Origin of the sequence: Vibrio floridensis (assembly GCF_021852965.1) — a bacterium.
GTDB classification, from domain to species: Bacteria; Pseudomonadota; Gammaproteobacteria; order Enterobacterales; family Vibrionaceae; genus Vibrio; species Vibrio floridensis.
Map to the genome: position 1 here is coordinate 163,187 of NZ_JAKGCY010000001.1, position 19,160 is coordinate 182,346.

At 49.0% G+C, this 19,160-nt stretch carries 11 protein-coding genes and 1 pseudogene; 9 read left to right on the forward strand and 3 right to left on the reverse strand.

Features of this window, described 5'->3' with window-relative positions; translation table 11 throughout:
- Positions 1-25 precede the first annotated feature (25 nt).
- Positions 26-1,237 (forward strand): anaerobic sulfatase maturase, encoded by a 1,212-nt coding sequence (locus LZU85_RS00705; RefSeq protein ID WP_237286104.1) that lies wholly within the window; start codon positions 26-28, stop codon positions 1,235-1,237.
- A gap of 22 nt (positions 1,238-1,259) precedes the next feature.
- On the opposite strand, the gene LZU85_RS00710 is transcribed toward LZU85_RS00705, so the two are convergent.
- Complete coding sequence (locus LZU85_RS00710; protein ID WP_237286105.1) at positions 1,260-2,720, reverse strand: sulfatase family protein; 1,461 nt, start codon at positions 2,718-2,720, stop codon at positions 1,260-1,262.
- 200 nt (positions 2,721-2,920) lie between these two features.
- Here LZU85_RS00710 and LZU85_RS00715 point away from each other — a divergent pair, with 200 nt between their 5' ends.
- The 6 genes from LZU85_RS00715 (at position 2,921) to LZU85_RS00740 (ending at position 13,485) form a co-directional block, all read left to right on the forward strand.
- Positions 2,921-4,642: a DUF2264 domain-containing protein gene (locus LZU85_RS00715; RefSeq protein ID WP_237286106.1), complete on the forward strand. Its 1,722-nt coding sequence runs from the start codon at positions 2,921-2,923 to the stop codon at positions 4,640-4,642.
- A gap of 67 nt (positions 4,643-4,709) precedes the next feature.
- Entirely contained in the window at positions 4,710-6,629 is a 1,920-nt protein-coding gene (locus LZU85_RS00720) for an ABC transporter substrate-binding protein (protein ID WP_237286107.1), read from the forward strand.
- Between the two features lie 938 nt (positions 6,630-7,567).
- On the forward strand, positions 7,568-8,575 hold the full coding sequence (locus tag LZU85_RS00725) for an ABC transporter permease (RefSeq protein ID WP_237286108.1): 1,008 nt from the start codon (positions 7,568-7,570) through the stop codon (positions 8,573-8,575).
- A 2-nt stretch (positions 8,576-8,577) separates the two neighbouring features.
- Positions 8,578-9,738: an ABC transporter permease gene (locus tag LZU85_RS00730; protein WP_176297864.1), complete on the forward strand. Its 1,161-nt coding sequence runs from the start codon at positions 8,578-8,580 to the stop codon at positions 9,736-9,738.
- A 2-nt stretch (positions 9,739-9,740) separates the two neighbouring features.
- Positions 9,741-11,444: a dipeptide ABC transporter ATP-binding protein gene (locus LZU85_RS00735; RefSeq protein ID WP_237286109.1), complete on the forward strand. Its 1,704-nt coding sequence runs from the start codon at positions 9,741-9,743 to the stop codon at positions 11,442-11,444.
- A 91-nt stretch (positions 11,445-11,535) separates the two neighbouring features.
- Entirely contained in the window at positions 11,536-13,485 is a 1,950-nt protein-coding gene (locus tag LZU85_RS00740) for a methyl-accepting chemotaxis protein (protein ID WP_237286110.1), read from the forward strand.
- A gap of 108 nt (positions 13,486-13,593) precedes the next feature.
- Here the strand turns inward: LZU85_RS00740 and LZU85_RS00745 are convergent.
- A pseudogene (locus tag LZU85_RS00745) lies at positions 13,594-13,866 on the reverse strand (HPP family protein); the annotation flags it as partial.
- A 93-nt stretch (positions 13,867-13,959) separates the two neighbouring features.
- Positions 13,960-15,399 carry an OprD family outer membrane porin gene (locus LZU85_RS00750; protein ID WP_237286111.1) on the reverse strand — a complete coding sequence of 480 codons (1,440 nt, stop codon included), beginning with the start codon at positions 15,397-15,399 and terminating at the stop codon, positions 13,960-13,962.
- A gap of 1,104 nt (positions 15,400-16,503) precedes the next feature.
- Between LZU85_RS00750 and LZU85_RS00755 the strand changes: the two genes are divergently transcribed.
- Positions 16,504-18,135, forward strand: coding sequence for a SulP family inorganic anion transporter (locus LZU85_RS00755; RefSeq protein WP_237286112.1), 1,632 nt, complete (start codon positions 16,504-16,506; stop codon positions 18,133-18,135).
- Complete coding sequence (galE, locus tag LZU85_RS00760; protein ID WP_237286113.1) at positions 18,132-19,148, forward strand: UDP-glucose 4-epimerase GalE; 1,017 nt, start codon at positions 18,132-18,134, stop codon at positions 19,146-19,148. The genes LZU85_RS00755 and galE overlap by 4 nt, the downstream gene beginning before the upstream one ends.
- The last annotated feature ends 12 nt before the right edge of the window (positions 19,149-19,160 follow it).

A 19,160-nucleotide genomic window follows, 5' to 3' on the forward strand; every position in this document is an offset into this window, starting at 1 on the left:
GTTACTTACTTGTTGAGATAGGCGAATGCAACCAGCACACATCCCCGTTACCAAGCCACGAGCAAAACGCCCGTTCCATGTTCTTGCCAAACCGATTGGTCCGGTTTGCAATCTCGATTGCGATTACTGCTTTTACCTAGACAAAACCGAGTATTACCCGCAAACCAAGCGCTTTGACATGAGTGATGACGCTTTGGAAGCGCACATCAAAAGTTACATTGAAAGTCAGCCTGTGGGGTGTGGTGAAGTGACTTTTGGTTGGCAAGGCGGTGAGCCGACGCTCAGAGGCGTCGAATTCTACCAACGCGCGGTGGCGTTGCAGCGCAAACACGCGCGGGCAGGCATGCAGATCGTCAATACCTTACAAACCAATGGGATACTGCTGGATGATCAGTGGGGGGATTTTCTTCGTCGCCACCACTTTTTGGTGGGCATTAGCCTTGATGGGGATAAAGAGCTGCATGACCACTATCGAAAAACACGCAGTGGCAAAGGTTCTTATGATCAGGTGGTGCGCGGCTTGCGGGTGTTGCAAAAGCATCAAGTCGAATTCAATGTGCTGACGGTAGTGCAAAACCACAATGGTGCGTATGGCAAAAGGGTCTACCAGCATTTAAAAGCATTGGGCGCACGTTTTATTCAGTTCATTCCTATTGTCGAGCCGGTCAAAGGTAAGGGGGTCTCTTCGCGCAGCGTTTCCCCCGAGCAATTTGGTCAATTTATGATTGATGTGTTTGAAACTTGGCGTCAGCACGACATGGGGGAAGTGTTTGTCAGTCATTTTGATAACGCTTTGGGCATGCAACTGGGGATGCCTTCATCCATTTGTGTGCATGCACCGCAATGTGGCGATAATCTGGTGATTGAACACAACGGCGATGCGTATAGTTGCGATCACTTCGTCTACCCTGAATTTAAGCTGGGCAACGTGCGTGAGCGAGATTATCCCGACTTGATTGAAACCCCCATTCAGCAGCAGTTTTCTCTGCGCAAACCCATGGGAAGCCAACTGCATTGCCAAGGGTGCAGCCAGCGTTATTTGTGTCATGGTGCTTGCCCAGCCCAACGTATCGATGACAATGGCGAACTGTCGTTAACGGCGAAACACTACCTCTGCGCGGGGTATTTTGCCTTTTTCTCGCATATCCAGCCTTACCTTCGCGCAATGGGAGAGTGCCTGCGTCGCCAATTGCCCGCTTCCGCTTACCGTCAGTTTTTACGCCAGAGTGAACAATGATGCCACTCTGGCCTGGCGGTGACTAAATCACCGCCTTCATGCGATAAAACCAGGTGCACAACGGATCGTGGTAGCGTTGCATTTCCGCATACATGGCCTCAATCATCGATTGTTTGATCTCGCCATAGTTTGGATCATCAATCAGATTGTGCATCTCCTGCGGATCGTGGCGCAGATGATACAACTCACTGCGGCCGCTGGCATTAAACACCAGTTTGTACTCTTTGGTGCGCCACATGCGCTGTGGGTAGGGAGTGAAGTGGCCATTTTGCTGAGCAAGAATGCCCTCACGAGCGGGCACGCTTTGCCCTGCTTGCTGGCGTAAGATCGGCAGCAGTGATTGGCCATCGAAACTCTCCGGCACCTTAGCGCTGGCGATGTCGGCATAAGTGGCGGTGAGATCGTGCAGGTAAACCAAATCATCATAGTGAGCGCCCATCTGGCTTGCATTGGGGTCTTTGATGATCAGCGGCACGCGATAGGTTTGATCAAACATAAACTCGCCTTTTTCGATCATCCGATGTGCACCCATCGCGTCACCATGATCGGCGGAGATGGACAAAAACAGCCCATCGTAGAGATCGTGTTGTTTAAGGAAGTCGAGCAATTGGCCAATGGCATCGTCAATCAGCGTAATGTACCCCCAATATTTGCAGACAATGTCTCGCCAGATTTCTTCATCTAGGCTCCATACTCCCCACATTTTGGCAATGTTTTGGTAGTGCTCCGGCTTGCCAATCAAAGGATGGTAGAAGCTTTCATCAAAGGTCACTTGTTCAGGTTGGTACATTGAAAAGTAGGGTTCTGGGATGATGCAAGGCGTGTGCGGACCCCAGAAATTCATCCATAAGGTGAAGGACTGATTTTGCTGCAGACACTTTTCAATGTGGCAGATGGCTTCATCCACCAAAAAATACGGAATCGACGCTTCAACGGGGGCATGGAGCAAACCATAGAACTCTTGGATTTTCAGATTGGGGTTGTTGCCGAAGGTGCAGTCGCTGACTTTGGGAAGGGCAAATCCTTTCTCATGTAGCCATTCTTGGTAACGGTTGCCGTTGAGTGGCACGCTATCAAAGGCCAGATTTTGGTAAACACCACTACCAGGGTAGGCATAGCCATCAAAATTGTGGCCAACGAAACCGTATTCTTGCGGCAGTTTTTGATGGCCGATGTGCCATTTACCAATGTAAATGTGCTGGTGGTTGGGCAACTCGCTGATCAGGTTAGCGTCCTCAAGCGGCACGTCACATTTGTCGCCCTCTTTATCCGAGTTACACATCACGCCGTGGTGAGAAGGCATCTTGCCAGTGAATAGAGAGGTTCTTGACGGAGTGCAGACAGAAGAGGCGCAAAACGCTTGTTCAAAGCGTGCCCCCGCCGCGGCAATGCTGTCCATATTGGGGGTTTGGACCACAGGATGACCATAACAACCAAGCATATCCGCTCGGGTCTGGTCCATGAGCAATAGAGCAAAATTCACACGCAACTCCCATTAAATGAAATGATGGTTCAATTATATTGCCGAATCTTATCGATTTTTGTGAACTATGTATGCATTGAATATAAAAAATGAAACAGAGTTTTGATCTTCATATCATAAATATAAAAAAGCGTTTCAATAATTAGTGGTGATGAGTTCTAATTGCCACATTGATGAAATTATTGATAAGTGAGTAGCCCGTGGCCATCAGCCTCAATCAATTGGTGAAGCAGGATGTGACATTTAGCTGTCGAGCAGAAACGCTGCAACTGTTGAATGAAATTGTGCAGCGTCAACTTCCGGTATTAACCGAGCAGAGTGGTGATCGCCCGACGCACAACAGTGCCGCGCATTACCCCACCGAAGTGGCGAAGCTAGAGCACCTTTGTCGGTTACTATGGGGCGCGGCTCCTGCAACGCATGAGCTCAACCAAGCGCATCACACCTTACGTCAGATGGTGGTGGCGGGTTGCGATCCAGATTCAGAACACTATTGGCAGCAGCCGAAAAACTACGATCAACGTGTGGTGGAAATGGCCTCCATTGCCGTTGCGCTGGTGGATGCAAAGGAATGCTATTGGCTGCCTCTTTCTTCACAAGAAAAGCAGCACTTGGTGAATTGGCTGCGTGCGGTGACGGATTTACAACTCCCTCCGAACAACTGGCGTTGGTTTCGTATTCTTATCCTCAGTGCCTTGCAGCAATTGGGCGAGCAGATTAACGAGCAAGTGCTGGCCGATGATCTCGCCTTTGTCGATGCGCTCTATCTCGATGATGGTTGGTATCAAGATGGCGAAGGCGGTGCGCTCGATTATTACAATCCGTTTGCTTTTCAACTTTATGCATTGGTGTATGTGCGTTGGCAGCAAGGCGAAGGTGATTTGTGCCAACGTTTGTTGGCGCGTGCGGTGGCGTTTTCCCATGGCTACCAGTATTGGTTTGGTGATGACGGACAGCCGCTATGCTATGGCCGCTCGCTCAACTACCGTTTTGCAGGCGCCGCTTTTTGGGCAGAGCTTGCCCGACACGATCACCCAGACATGGATATCGTGACCGCCAAAAACTACTGGATGCAAACCATGCGCTGGTGGGCAAAGCAACCGATTTGCGATCAGCAAGCGCAATTGTTGCCCGGTTTTGCTTACCCGAATCTCTTAAGCAGTGAGTTTTACACCAGTTATGCATCACCGATGCTGGCGCTCAAAGCCTTTAATGCCCTCAATCTTGCGGAAGAGCATCCGTTTTGGCGTGCAGCCGAACAGCCTTTGGCTAGTGAGCTGCCAGCGACTTGGATTAGCGAACACCATCAAATGGTACGACGCCAAGGCAGTTATCTGCTGACCAACGCAGCTCCAGCCAATGAGCTGCGCCACTGTGAAGACAAATACAGCAAGTTCGCTTATAGCTCGTTGCATGGCTTGTGTGTCGAATCAACCCGCTGGCTCGATCAAGGTTGGGCGGGTGACAACATCGTCGCATTTGCCCATCCGCAGACGGGGCAATGGTTTAGCCGTCACCGCAACACTGACTGTTATCGAGATGGTGATGCCTTGGTCTCGCTGTGGCAACCATTTGAAGGTTGTGTGGTGAAAACGCGTCAGCAGTGGTCTGAACGAGGTGAAATCCGCCGCCATGAGATCACCACCGACATCGAACTGAATTTTGTCATGACGGGGCACGCGGTGGATTGCTGGTCGGCGTGGTTTAGCCATCAGGTGATTCAACCAGCGAAGGTGAGCTCAGAGCGATTGTTCAGTGAACTGATTTTATTACAAGGTGAAGGACAAACGCGCGTTTACCCATGTGCGCCGAACACCAATTTGCTTTATCCCCACGCCAGTGTTCCTGCCATCACAGGGCGTATCGAACCCGGTACGCACCAGTATGTGATTGCGGTGAATGCAGGCAAATGGCCTCGCTGAGCTGGATGGTTTATGCGAAGCAGAAAAATTTTACCCATAATTTGTAAATCACATCAGGGAGTGACTGATGAACTATAAGAATAGCTTACCTCTACTTGGCAAAGTCGCAATCGCTGTGGCTGCGTCTATTTCTTTCTCAACTTGGGCTGATACCTACAATGAAGCCCCACAGTTAAAAGAGCTCGTTGCGGCTGGAAAATTACCGCCAGTGATCGAACGTTTACCGGAAAATCCGCTAGTGGTTGAACCGTTTGAATCGGTGGGGCAATACGGCGGCACGTTGAACTTGGTCGGTAAAGTGGTCGATAACGGTCACCGCGCGCGTACCATCGCTTACGACAACCTGTTTAATTTCGATGTTTACTACTCAAAAGTGGTGCCAAACCTAGCCACTGGATTTACTTCCAATGAGGCAAATACCGAATACACCATTACTTTGCGCAAAGGGGTGAAGTGGTCTGACGGCACGCCATTTACCGCAGAGGACATTGCGTTTTACATCAATGACATTGTGGGTGACCCAGAGCACGCAGGTAACCGTCCACTGGCTCTACCGACTCACGATGCCGCGAAAGCGGAAGTGCTAGACAAGTACACTGTGAAAATCACCTTGGCCAAACCAAATGGTTTGTTTATTCGCAGCTTGGCCACCGTAGATAGTGAAAGCTTCACCGCCTATCCAAAACATTACTGTGAACAGTTCATTCCAAAGTTCAATCCGAAAGCGGCAGAAATGGCCAAAGCCGAAGGCTTTGATTCTTGGCGTCAGTACGCGTCGACCAAATGCAATGCCCACTACTTCATCGAGCATTACAACAACGTTGATCGCCCTGTGTTGACAGCATGGAAAGTGAAAGTGGCACCGGGTCCAAACGCGAGTTTTGCCGAGTTTGAGCGTAACCCGTATTACTGGCAAGTCGATACCGAAGGTAACCAATTGCCTTACCTAGACAGCGTTCGCTGGCGTTACAGTGAAGACCAAGAAGAGATGGTGCTGCGTGCCGCTGCCGGTGAAGCGGACTTCCAACATCGTCACATTGGTCAGCCAAGTTACCGCCCAATGCTGATCGACAACGAGAAGAAGAGTGGTTACACCTATGAGTTCCGACCAAACACACGAAGCACGGAACTGGCGATTGCGCTAAACCAAACGGTCAAAGATCCGGTGAAACGTGAACTGTTCCAAAGCAAAGATTTCCGTGTTGCGCTTTCTCATGCGATTGATCGTGAAGAGATCAGTGAAGCCGTCTTCTCGGGTGCGGTTGGGCCACATCAAGCGGCACCGATTGAAATCTCGCCATTTTTCGATGAAGAGATGGCGACGCAGTACACGGAGTTTGATCTCGCAAAAGCCAATAAGTTGTTGGACTCGCTGGGTCTGACGCAACGTGACAAAGAAGGCTACCGTTTAATGAAAAATGGTGAACGTCTGCGTGTTGAAGCGGTATCGAAAACCAACGATAAAGGCGTGTTGGCCGATTCACTGGAACTGGTGAAGAAGCAGTGGAAAGCGGTGGGTGTGTTCTTAGATATTCGCGTTCTGGAAATCAACCATGTCACCAACATTCGTTTGACCAACGATTTCGACATGATCCCAATTGTCGGTGATGGCGGTGTGGGCATCATTGATGAAGCGCGTCACTACATGCCGTTTAGCCCAGAATCGACTTGGGGTTTAGGCTACTACTTGTGGGCTTCAGAGCCGGGCAATGAATTTGCTGTAGAGCCACCTGCGCATGTGAAGAAGCAGTTGGAGCTGTGGAACAAGATTCAAAATACCTCTTCGCAAGAAGCGCAGTTTAAGTATATGGACGAGATCCTCGACATCGCGAAAGAGCACTTCTACGTGATTGGTACAGTAGAAGCGCTGCCGGTAGGCGTGGTGGTGAACAACAAGCTGCAGAACGTGCCAGAAAACATGCCTCAGTCTTGGACTTTCCCAACCCCTGGGCCAATGCGCATGAGTCAGCTTTGGAAACAGCAGTAATCCACGGCGAGTTTCTATAACGCAATATTGTCAGGCCCAGCGCTCAATGCTGGGCCTTATTTTATTTCTCTAAATAAGGCATCAATGGGAAATATAAGGCTAAACTTGCAAGATAGTTCGCGTTAATTTTATTTAACCACCTGAATTTTAATTGTTTCTAGCCAAGAGTAACAACGGCTTCTAGGTAACTTGGTGAGGGCGAACTCGTCATCGGATTCGTTATTTCCCTTCGTTGTGATGGTTTTTAAGTCATTTCGTCACTGGGCCGAGATGGAGCTGAATATTTGTCGAATGATTGCGCACATCACGATGCGAAATAGGACGATAAAACAAGCAGATATTTACGACACCTTCAGGGCCGCGCAACGCCTTCTAGGCCTCTTTACTGGTCAAATTATCCACGCTCGATTGACTCACTTCCTCCTGCTGGAGAGCGTTGCCGAGGCTCGCTCTTTTCATCGACTTTGGCACTAAGGCCTTTTTCGAAAAGGTCTGAGCGTATGTTCGATTTGTGACAAATTAGAGTAATTTGACTAACACGTTACCGCATCGTTCCCCCCATTTGATTTTTTTCACCCATTGGTGGCGGTCTTCTTCAGTTTTTTCCAGCGATACGCTAAGCAATTTGCGGGCAAATGGCGTGGCAACTTTAATTATCTGTAAGGTGAATGGTTAATTAAAAGTAAATTTGCAATGCAAATAATTTGGCTTCGATCACGCTTCAACGCTTTGGTGATGATCTTGTTATCATAAAACTGAAAAAGCGTTTTAAAAATAACTAACGATGCGTTCTAATAAAAATGAATATAGGGTTGAGTTATTAAATTGGTTGCACTTAAGCAGTTTTGGTAACCAATTTTCTTCACTTAACAATGAAGGTTTCGACCTTCATCAACCATTGTAAATATTCCGAATAGGATTGGGATTAAGGAACAACAATGAGCAGTTTTTTTCTGTTTATAGGTAAGCGTTTGATGTCGATACTGGTGACATTATTTGCCGTATCTATCGTTATTTTTGCGGTGATCGATTTGCCGCCGGGGGATTTTGCTTCGTCCAAAATCGCGGAGTTACAGTCAATGGGCCAAACCGTCGACCCACAAATGATTTATACCCTGCGTGAAATGTATGGTTTGGATAAACCACTGCTTGAACGTTATTTCGACTGGGTTGGTGGCTTACTGACGGGGGATTTAGGCATCTCTCTCACCAACAACCAACCTGTGTGGGAAACCATTGAACCACGCATTTGGCCAACGGTCGCTCTTGCTGCAGCGGTGTTCCTCTTCCAGTTCTTGATTGCCATTCCTATCGGTATGTATTCCGCGCTACGCCAATACTCTTGGGGTGATTATGTGGCGACGGTTTTTGGTTTTATCGGCATGGCGACGCCCAACTTTGTGATTGCGATTCTGGCGCTGCTGATCGGTTACTACAGCTTTGATACGGTGGTCTCAGGGCTCTACTCCGAAGAGTTTCTTGACCAGCCGATGTCGTGGGCCAAGTTCCTCGATGCGGCATCTCGCAGCTGGATTTATATCTTGGTAGTGGGCACGGCGGGCCTTGCAGGCATCATCCGTATCATGCGCGCCAACTTGCTTGATGAGCTGAAAAAGCCTTATGTGAAAACCGCGCGAGCGAAAGGGCAAACCGAAGCCAAATTGATCATGAAGTACCCAGTGCGCATCGCCATTTTGCCGATTGTTTCCACCATTGGTTGGATGCTGCCAGCCCTGCTGGGTGCGGACATCATCGTCAGCCAAGTCATGAACATCCCCACTTTAGGTCCACTGATGCTTTCCGCATTGCGGGCTCAAGATATGTATGTCGCGGGGGATGTCCTGCTCATCATGTCCATTCTCACCATTATTGGTACCTTGATTTCAGACCTATTGCTCTACTGGGTTGATCCCCGTGTGCGTGTTGGTGTAGCGAAGGAGTTTTAGTCATGACGACACAAGCAATTCATCTATTTAATCGACTGTTTGGTCGCAAAAAAGCCACGCTTGATTTAGCCACCGCGACCCAATGGCAGCTCATCGGACTCAAAATGCGTCAGCATAAACTGGCGTGGTACAGCATGTGGTTCCTCGTGTGGGTTTACTTTATTGCCATTTTCGCTGAGTTTTTTGCTCCGTTTGATCCCAGTGATAACTGGCGCCGTTACACCTATGCGCCACCACAAGCGGTGAGCTTGATTGAATCCACGGAGGATGGATGGCGTTGGGCGCCACACCTTGAGTTTTATAACAGCAAAACCGATCCACGCACGTTAAAACGTCACTACACCCTAAATGAGAACAAAAAAGTGTATTTCTCCTTTTTCGGTGAGACTGAGCGTTACTACTTGCTGGGCTTTATCCCAATGAATCGCAAGTTTGTGGTGCCACATGATCCGAAGCAGCCATTTTTTGTGCTCGGCTCTGACCGAATGGGGCGCGATATGTTGTCTCGCCTGATTTATGGGGCGCGCATTTCTCTCTCGGTCGGTTTGATGGGGGTATTCACCACCTTTGTGCTCGGCATTGTCATTGGCGGTGTCTCTGGTTATTTCGGAGGGGCGATCGATAACTTCATTCAGCGCAGTATCGAGTTTATGAAGTCCATTCCAACCCTGCCTTTGTGGATGGCCCTTTCGGCCTCATTGCCAGCGGAATGGAGTTCTCTCACCAAGTATTTCTTGATCACCATTATTTTAGGTTTGGTCTCTTGGCCGGACATGGCGCGAGTGGTGCGCAGCCGCTTTATGTCATTGCGCAGCGAAGAGTACGTCGCGGCTGCGTGGCTCGATGGCAACACGCCGTTTGAAATCATCCGCCGTTACATGGTGCCGAACTTCCTGAGCCACATTATTGCGGTGGTGACGCTGGCGATTCCCGCGATGATTCTGGGTGAAACCGCACTGAGCTTCCTTGGTCTTGGTTTACAGGCGCCGATGGTGAGTTGGGGCGTACTGCTGCAAGAAGCGCAAAACATTCGCGCATTGGCGGAAGCGGCTTGGCTGTTGATTCCTGCCGCGGCGGTGATTGTGGTGATTTTGGCAATGAACTTTGTGGGCGATGGTTTACGCGATGCTTGTGACCCATACCACGATCAGGGAGCGAAATAATAATGAAACAACGTATTCTTCAAGTAAAAGATCTCAACGTAAGCTTCCCGACCAGTACGGAACATTTTCATGCGGTTAAAGGGGTCAGTTTTGACCTCTATCGCGGCGAAACATTGTCGGTCATTGGTGAGTCAGGTTCTGGCAAATCGGTGACGTCGTCCGCCATCATGCAGCTACTGGACAAGCCGGGCCGCATTGATTCGGGTGAAATCCTTTACCATAACGAGCAAGGGCAGATCATCGACATTGCACAAATGGATCCGCGCAGTAAAGAGATGCGCTACATGCGCTGCTTCAACATCTCCTTGGTATCGCAAGAACCGATGGCGGCGCTCAGCCCAGTGCATACTGTGGGCGACCAAATTAAAGAAGTGCTCTGCTTGGTTGAGCCGAACATCACCAAAGCGCAAGCACATTCACGCACGTTGGAGCTGCTGACTCAAGTGCAAATGCCAGAGCCGGAAAGTTTGATCAACAAATACTCGTTTGAACTCTCTGGGGGGCAGCGTCAACGTGTGGTGATTGCCATGGCGATTGCCTCTAATCCAGATATCTTGATTGCCGATGAGCCAACCACGGCGCTGGATGTGACCACGCAGGCGGAGATTCTCGACCTGTTTGCCGCGCTACAACAGCAATTTGGCATGGCGATTTTGTTCATTACCCACGACTTGGGTGTCGTGGCACAGATTTCCGATCGCGTCGCGGTGATGGAAAAAGGGATATTGGTCGAATGTGGCGAGGTACGGCAGATTTTTGAGAACCCTCAACACCCCTACACGTGTAAGTTAATGGAAGCAACGCGCGCTTTGGAAAAACCGTCCAAAGTGAAAGTGCCGTTTGCGCTGGATGTCAACAATCCGCCTCGTCCGATTCTAGATTTGAATGGCGTGAGTAAGATTTTTGAAAAACCGGCAAAAATGTTCCAGAAAAAGCGGTTTATGACGGCGGTCGATAACGCCTGCTTAACCCTTTACCCTGGGGAATCCTTAGGCATCGTTGGCGAATCGGGTTCCGGAAAAAGTACCTTGGGTCGTGCGATTTTGGGCATGTCACCGGCGAGTACGGGCTCGATTCAATATGTAGACGAAGTGTCTGGACGCGAAATTGAACTGTCTAACTACAAGCGTCAGAAACGCGATCCTTTGTTTGCCGATCTGCGTTTAATTTTCCAAGACCCATGGTCGTCGTTGAACCCGCGCATGACAGTGTTTGACATCATTGAAGAGCCACTACTTAAGCTACGCACGGAAATGAACAAAACACAGCGTGAAGAAAGAGTGCGCAACATCATGAAATGGGTAGGGCTTCCGCCAGAATTCTCCAGTCGCTACCCGCATGCTTTCTCAGGCGGTCAGCGTCAGCGTATCGTGATTGCACGCGCTTTGGTCACCATTCCTAAAGTGGTGATTGCCGATGAAGCGACCGCAGCACTCGATGTGTCGCTGCGTTCTCAGGTATTGGATCTGCTGATTGAATTCCAAAATACCTATGGCACGGCGTTTATCCTCATCACTCACGACATCGCAACCGTGAAATATTTCTGTGACCGCGTGTTGGTGCTGCAACATGGTCATATTGTTGAGCAGGGAAGCGTTGAGCAGGTCATTTTCAACCCGCAGCAAGCCTACACCAAGCAGCTCATTGCCGCGGTGCCAGTTGCAGAGCTCCCACCGGAGGAAGCAGCGGCAAAAAAGATTGCATAGCTCCTTGTTAATCATGGGGTGACACCTACAAACAGCCTCCTGTCACCCAGGAGGCTTTTTTTGTCTAAGCAAAACGAAAAGGACCTAAATCATGGGGAAGAATACCTCGATCATTCAGCGCATTCAGTGGCTGGTTGTGTTGTTGACTCTGGTTTTGATTTCACTTTCTGGCTTGTCGATTTGGCAGGGCCAACAGCTCATCCATCAATTAGATCACATTTCTGACAACACCATGCGACAGATGCAAACGCAAGCGGAGGCACTCAGTGTCGTGAGTAATGTGGAGAACCGTATTCTCTCAGTGCCAACGGCTCAGAGTGATCAGCTGGATAGGCTTGCCGCGGAGATCGAGCAAGAGATGTCCTGGTTGCGGCAAAGCGGTTTTGTCCAATCGCTCAATGCCAATACAGACGAGCTGAACAGCCAAACAGCAGGCTTACTTGAGCTGGCGCAATTGGGCACCAGTTTGCGAGTGCAGCTGGAGAAAAAACGTCAGGTGAATCAACTCACCGTGACTAAGGTGAAGCGCAAAATTTACGCATTGGCCGTCAGCTCTGATGATATGAACACCACGATGTTGGCGGACAGTTTGAGTAGCGAAATAGATGGGTTGGACTTTAATACCAATCGAGCACTCACCAGTCATCAACCGACAGAGATTGAGCAACTGCAAGAAAAGAATCGCGCTTTGGCGGTATCGATTCGAGCCAAAAGCGAACAACTGAAAGCCCGCAGTCGTCAATATGGCCAAAGTGATCTGGAGCGAGTTGAGAAAGTGTTAGTGGATGCATTTGAGCCATCTGGTGTGGTACACGAACACCTCACTGTTATTAAAAATCAGCAACTCGTTCAGCAACAAGCCCAGCAGCTAGCGATGCGTTTAACCCATTTGGGGGAGACACTGGAAATCGTGAATCGACAGTTACTGGAAGAAGTGGCGTTCATGGTTGAAGCCACACAAGCGGATCAATCCCGCTATCACATGCAGCTTGTCGGCTTTGTGCTGATTGTTGGTGGCGTCAGCGCCGTGATGGCAGTGAATGTATCAAACACACTCAAACGTAGCCTGCGGTTACTGATTGGTACTATTCAGCGGATGGCGGAGAGTGATCTGACCCAATCGGTGCCCAACTCATTGCCTGCTGAGTTTGGCCGATTAGCCCGCCATTTAGAGCAGTTGCGTCAGTCTCAACTGGCGATGATTGACACCCTTACCCACAGTTCGACGAAATTAAACCAAGTCATCCAACAGAATGGCCAGCGAACTTCAGGCCTAACTCAGGCGTTGCAACAGCAAGCCGAGCGAACAGCGAGCGTCGTTCATCACACACATCAACTCACGCAGTTTATTGGCGATATTGATGATGAAAGTGCATCCGGAGCACGTCAGGCGACACTAGCAAGCCAAGAAGCGTATAACGGTTCTTTGAACGTCAATGAAAATATTGAGCGTCATTTGGCGTTAGAACACAAACTGCAATTGGCGGTAGAGACCATGCATCGTCTAAAGCAGAGTGCCGCACAGATAAATTTAGCGATGAAATTTATTGATGAAGTCGCCCAGCAAACCAACTTGTTGGCGTTAAACGCGGCAATTGAATCCGCGAGGGCGGGCGCGCATGGGCGTGGGTTTGCGGTGGTGTCCGATGAAGTGAGAACCTTAGCCGAGCGCACCTCTGGCTCGGTGGTGGAAGTGCGAGATATTATCGATGTGCTTCATCATGACGTAGACACCGCGGTGGTGCAGATAGAACATTGTAATCGAGAGATGCAGGATTCGATGAACAGTGCCAAACAGGCCGTTGAATCGGTCAACCGTGTGAAAACGTGCCTAGATCTGAGCAGTCAAACTGCGCAATCCATCTCAGCAGCAACGAAGCAGCAGCGCAGCCTCACGCGGCAAATCGCGGCGAAAATTGCCGAAATTCAAAGCGATTCACAGACCAACTTAGACCAAATTAGCCATTTGGTCACCGCAGGAAACGAGTTGCAAACCATGGCTGCTCAGCAGCAAAAATTGGTCGCTCAATACGTTGTGTGAAAAGGCTTAACGGCAAGCTAAGCTTCATCTCCTTGTTACTTCAAATAGCACAATAGCAAAATATCAAAGGGGCGCAATCTTGCCCCTTTGTTGTTACTTTCTCGTCGACTAAGCGTAGGTTTTGGGGGATTTTTGCATTCCCTTGCCGATCACGACTCTGATCACTGCTCCAAGTAGAACCGGAGTCAGTAAAAAGTCCCAATTTTGCCCTGTCATCATAATCAGCAACGGATTCGCACCCGCACGTGGGTGCGTGGTTTTCGTCAGCAGCATTGCTGAGACGGCGAGGCCGCTCGCGAGCGCCAAGCTTACGGGGTTCCCCCCTGTCTAGTAAGCAAAAAATAGCCCAACAAACGCGGTGATGGCGCAATGCATAAACACCCTCAATCGACTGCAACGATGAAGCACAAACGGATACGATGAAAAAAAGCCCGGCGTTGAGCCGGGCAAAATACAGTGGAATGAGAGGTTAAATTATTTGAGTTTTACGCTGTATGAAATCAGCACTTTTGTATCGTTACGATCCGCTTTGTGTACGATGTCGTCGCCACGGAATTTGCTGCGGAAGGTGCGAATATTTAGGCCTTCCAATGCGCCATCCATGAACTTGTAGCCGATGTTCCAATCGAAAGAATGCATAGAGCCATCGTACTCTTTCTCGGTTAAGCTTGAGCGAACATTGGTACCGTAGTTACCACCGATACCCGCGGTCAGCTCTGGCAGATTCCAGCTGGCAAAGTTGTAGTTCAGTGCCAATTTAACCGCTTTGGTGCCATCTACGCTGTAGTCTTCTAGGCCAGAGGTGGTTTGCTGGAAGTTACGGTTATCCGAGTTAGCCCATGGAGTGAGGCGGAAGTTGTAACTTACTTCTTGACCGTCTGTATCGGTGCTGCTGACGCCCGCAATCCAAGTAAAGCCGCCGTGCTTGATGTTGGCGCCAAGGCCTAGGTAGCTTTGCGCTTCTTCTCTGTTTTGTTTGTAACTCGTCGTTAGCTCATTTTTTTCGAGAATTGAACCGTGGTAAAACGCGCTTAAGCCCACTTTGGCCGAACCAAGATCGAAATCGTATTTCCCTAGAGCTTGCCAGTTTTGGCGGAAGTCTTTACCCACACCGTAACCGACGTCAATTTGGCCTTGGTCGAACTTATAGATCGCACCGAGCGTTTGGATGTGGTCTATCGCTGTGTTGGTGGTGTTAGCACCTTTCAATTGGTTTTGGTGCCATTTGGTGGTTATCGGCAAAAACTCCTTGCGCCAATCGTTTTTAAACTGGTCCGCAATCGCGTAGCCGACAATCAAGTTACCAAAATGCGCTTTGGCTTCTAGGCCGCGATAAGCGTGCGGGTTCAGGCCCCAGCTAGAACGAATGGTACCAATGTTGATTTGGGTGTAACCACCACGCAGAGCAAGGCCAGCATCGTCGTTACCAAATTTCGCTTTCAGCGCGGCAACAGAAACAGCGGCATAAGATTTGTCACATGCTTTGCCATCGTAGGCTGGGTTGTTTTGACACTCATGATCAAAGTAAAGGATCTCCGACATGCCCGTGGTGTTGCCAATTTGCAAGTTGGTGTTCGCCCAGATATCCAGACCGATGGTGTCTTTGAAGTAGCCTGATTTGTAGTCCCACGCCAGTTGTAGAGTTTGGTTTTCAATGTTTGGCGACCATTCACCCGTGGTCATGTTTTTCTGTTCGCGGTCACGAATGTATAGAAATGAGTGTAGACGAGAGGTCGAACCGTCGTAAAACGCCTGTTTGGCTTCAGCGGCTAGGTCAACCGCCGCGACACTCTGGTTACGAACATCGTTTGGGTCGACATCATTGGCGAAAACAGTACCGGAAGTTAGGGCGGCCAGTACAGCGGTAGAGATCAGAGATAGATTGATTCTATGTTGCATATCCATATATTCCATTTTTGTGTAGAGGAGAATTCTATTTGCGATGTGAATATTATTGATATTTGTGATTATTTAAACTGAAACATCGTTTTGTGTTTTAAAAACCGGATGTTCATCAAAAATAAAAGATTATTGTGATTTTCGTTTATGCTCTCTGTTTCTTATGGTTTTTCTGTCTTAAATTAAAAAATTGAGCAAGGATAAATAGGGAGATAAGACGACTTTGTTGTGCGGTTCGTTTAAATACAGTGATTCATCTGTAGGTAGGGTTATCTGTTGGAAGTGATTTTTTGATGAATTTGGATTTTTGTTAAGTTTTTGATTTTTATTTTGTTTGTTGGTTTTGTTGAGGGTGTGGAAAAGAGAAAGAATAAGAGCCCCATAAGGGGCTCTTAAAGATTGCAAACAATATCTAGGAAAACTGTCAGCTATATCCAATTTTCACTAATAACTACTTTCATAGGGCCAATATCAATGAAAATTCGCGTGGAGTTGTCGACGATTTTATTTGCAAATTTTGAATAGAGTGATTGCTCTTTTATGTTTCTACTGTCACGTCTAAATAATCGATATGCAATACCTTTTAATGAATAGTGTGATTGTATCTTTTATTTTATTGATGAATGCTTCTGCTCTGGCTTCAATTAATCTGTGCAGTAATCTCTCAAATTTTGACCGATGCTAGCATTCACTTACCCATTTAATCCATTTTGAAATGATGTTTTATAATCAAAATCACATAATTCAAATCAATTAATCATTAAAAATGAAAAGATGTTTCGTTTCTATTGATTGGTTTGGCTTGGTTGTTTATAGTTCTGGCATTCACGCTGTTTATGTGTGCCTTTTCGATGGAATAGCGGCTACTTCAACGTGTTGGGGTATGTGAACAAAGTAAGCCAACGTCGTGGTGGAAAGCGCCATGACAGCGGTTTTGACGTGAAAATTAACCACTTTTAAGCATGCCTCTGCTACCTGCTAAGCAACGCAATGACGGTGTTTTGTGAGGACCAACCAATGGTAGCAGAGGCCGCTGCTTAACCGTTGGCAAGCGCGTTACCCCACCAGTGCGCGCTTTCATCTTCCTTTTTGAAATCGACAGTTGTTAGAGGAATAGTGATGCGCGCTGTGAAACACCGCCAACTATCGCTGCTTTTTCCCTTTTTAAAGTGGTTACCAAAGGTCAACGCTCAATCGTTGCAAGCCGATTTTTGGGCAGGCCTGACTGGGGCGATTATTGTTCTGCCGCAAGGCATTGCTTATGCGATGATTGCAGGATTGCCTGCTGAGTTTGGCTTGTACACCGCCATCATTCCGGCGATTTTGGCCTCATTGTTTGGTTCTTCCCATCATCTTATTTCTGGCCCAACGGCGGCACTTTCGGTGATTGTTTTTACTACGGTTAGCCAGTTCGCAGAGCCGAGCACACCGCTTTATATCCAGCTCTGTTTCACCTTGACCCTATGCGCAGGCGTTATTCAGTTGCTGTTTGGTTTGCTGCGTTTTGGCGCAGTGGTGAATTTTGTGTCCCATTCGGTGGTGCTGGGTTTTACCGCTGGGGCGGCGATTGTGATTGGCGTGAGCCAGTTAAAACACGTACTGGGTTTGCAGTACAGTTCTGGCGAAACCGCGATTGAAAACTTGCTGCTGCTGGGGAGTAATGTTGTTCACTTTGATGCCAAAGAGCTGTCAGTCGGTATGGTCACCATCGTGGTGTGCGTAATGTGCAAACGAATTTGGCCGAAGCTCCCCCATATGCTACTAGCGACACTAGCCTCAATGGCTTTTGCCTTGTGGATGAATCACGCAGGATACCCAGTTTTGATGGTGAGCGAGGTGAGCAGCCGTTCTCTCAGCCTCTCCTCGCCATTTGCTGGATTGAGCCATGTTGAACCCATGCTAGGAGGGATTGTCGCGGTGGCGATGCTCGGTTTAGTCGAAGCGATTTCAATCAGCCGCTCAGTCGCGCTCAAGTCACGTCAATCACTGGACAGCAACCAAGAATTTGTCGGTCAAGGTTTCTCCAACATTGTAGGCTCGTTCTTCTCTTGTTACGTCTCTTCCGGTTCGTTTACGCGTAGTGGCGTTAACTACAGCAGCGGTGCGAAAACGCCGTTAGCGGCGGTATTTGCTGCGCTTTTGTTATTGGTGATCATGCTGCTGTTTGCCCCTTATGCGGCTTACATTCCCATCGCGGGGATGGGCGGCTTACTCTTAGTGGTTGCTTGGCATTTAGTCGATGTTCACCACATTACCACCATCGTCAAACACGACAAAAAGGAAGCGGTGGTGCTGGTTGCCACCTGTTTGGCGGCGCTGTTTCTTCATCTTGAACTCTCCATCTATGTCGGCGTTGGCGCTTCGCTGTTTTTTTATCTACGTAAAACCTCGCGCCCAGCGATTGAACGGCTTAGCCACGATGAGCTGAACCTTGAGCAGCAGGACGACATTGCGGTGATCCGTATTAATGGCTCGATATTTTTTGGCTGCGTGCAATATCTTCATCAAGAGATGCAGAACGTCAGTGCCAAGCATCTGATTATTCTCGGTCGAGGCATCAACTTTATTGATCACCTTGGGGTGCAAATGCTTGAAGACTATGTTTCTACCAGCGGTCGAGCTGTCTATTTTTGTCGCTTTAAAGCCAACGCCAAAGCGTCCCTGTTAAAGGGGGCATCATCGGTTCGAGAAGAACATTTTTCCGAACGATTGACGCCGCTGTTAAATCAAATTTGTAAGAGGTCATTATGAAAGTACTTGTGACGGGGGGCTGTGGCTACATTGGCAGTCACGCTTGTGTCGCTTTGGTCCGCGCGGGGCATCAGCCGATCGTGCTGGATAACTTCAGCAACAGCCACCCCAATGTGGTGGCACGAATCGAAACGTTGATTGGTCAACCGTTGGTGGTGTATCAGGGCGACATTCGTGACCGACTGGTGCTGGATGCTATTTTTGATCAACACGAGATTGGCGCCGTGATGCATTTTGCTGGCTTAAAAGCGGTCGGGGAGTCGGTCGAAAAACCGCTGGAGTATTACGACAACAACCTGACCGGGACGTTGAACTTGCTTGCCGCGATGCGTGTGGCGCATGTTTGTCGGCTGATTTTCAGCTCATCGGCCACCGTCTATGGCGACCCCAAAGCGGTACCCATTACGGAGGCGGCCCCAACGGGTGCCACCACCAATCCTTACGGCACCAGCAAACATATGGTGGAACGCTGCTTAAGCGATTTTTCCGCCGCCAACCCCGACTGGAGCATTACCTTACTGCGCTATTTTAACCCTATTGGTGCGCACCCCAGCGGCTTGATTGGTGAAGACCCGAGCGGCATACCGAACAATCTGATGCCCTTCATTACTCAAGTGGCGATTGGTCGCCGTGAGAGATTGTCGATTTTTGGCGACGACTACCCAACAGCCGATGGCACCGGCGTGCGCGACTACATTCATGTGCAAGATCTGGTGGAAGGGCACGTGGCGGCACTGGAAAAGCGGGGCAATGTCCGTGGTCTGCACACATACAATTTAGGCACTGGAAATGGGGTGAGTGTGTTGCAGATGGTGGCCGCGATGAACCGAGTGTTGGGGCGCGAACTGCCAGTACGCATTGAGCCACGCAGAGCCGGTGATATTGCGCAATGTTTTGCCCAAGCCGACAAGGCCGCGCAGGAACTGGGCTGGAAAGCACAGCACGATTTAACGGATATGGTTGAGCACAGTTGGCACTGGCAGCAGCGCAATCCAAACGGTTACCAATCTTAGTTTGAAAGGAAA

What these genes read in the sequence shown, in the direction of transcription:
- LZU85_RS00705 (WP_237286104.1), top strand. Translation starts at nt 26, where the DNA reads ATGCAACCAGCACACATCCCCGTTACCAAGCCACGAGCAAAACGCCCG.
- LZU85_RS00720 (WP_237286107.1), top strand. Translation starts at nt 4,710, where the DNA reads ATGAACTATAAGAATAGCTTACCTCTACTTGGCAAAGTCGCAATCGCT.
- LZU85_RS00725 (WP_237286108.1), top strand. Translation starts at nt 7,568, where the DNA reads ATGAGCAGTTTTTTTCTGTTTATAGGTAAGCGTTTGATGTCGATACTG.
- LZU85_RS00730 (WP_176297864.1), top strand. Translation starts at nt 8,578, where the DNA reads ATGACGACACAAGCAATTCATCTATTTAATCGACTGTTTGGTCGCAAA.
- LZU85_RS00735 (WP_237286109.1), top strand. Translation starts at nt 9,741, where the DNA reads ATGAAACAACGTATTCTTCAAGTAAAAGATCTCAACGTAAGCTTCCCG.
- LZU85_RS00740 (WP_237286110.1), top strand. Translation starts at nt 11,536, where the DNA reads ATGGGGAAGAATACCTCGATCATTCAGCGCATTCAGTGGCTGGTTGTG.
- LZU85_RS00750 (WP_237286111.1), bottom strand. Translation starts at nt 15,399, where the DNA reads ATGGAATATATGGATATGCAACATAGAATCAATCTATCTCTGATCTCT.
- LZU85_RS00755 (WP_237286112.1), top strand. Translation starts at nt 16,504, where the DNA reads ATGCGCGCTGTGAAACACCGCCAACTATCGCTGCTTTTTCCCTTTTTA.
- galE (WP_237286113.1), top strand. Translation starts at nt 18,132, where the DNA reads ATGAAAGTACTTGTGACGGGGGGCTGTGGCTACATTGGCAGTCACGCT.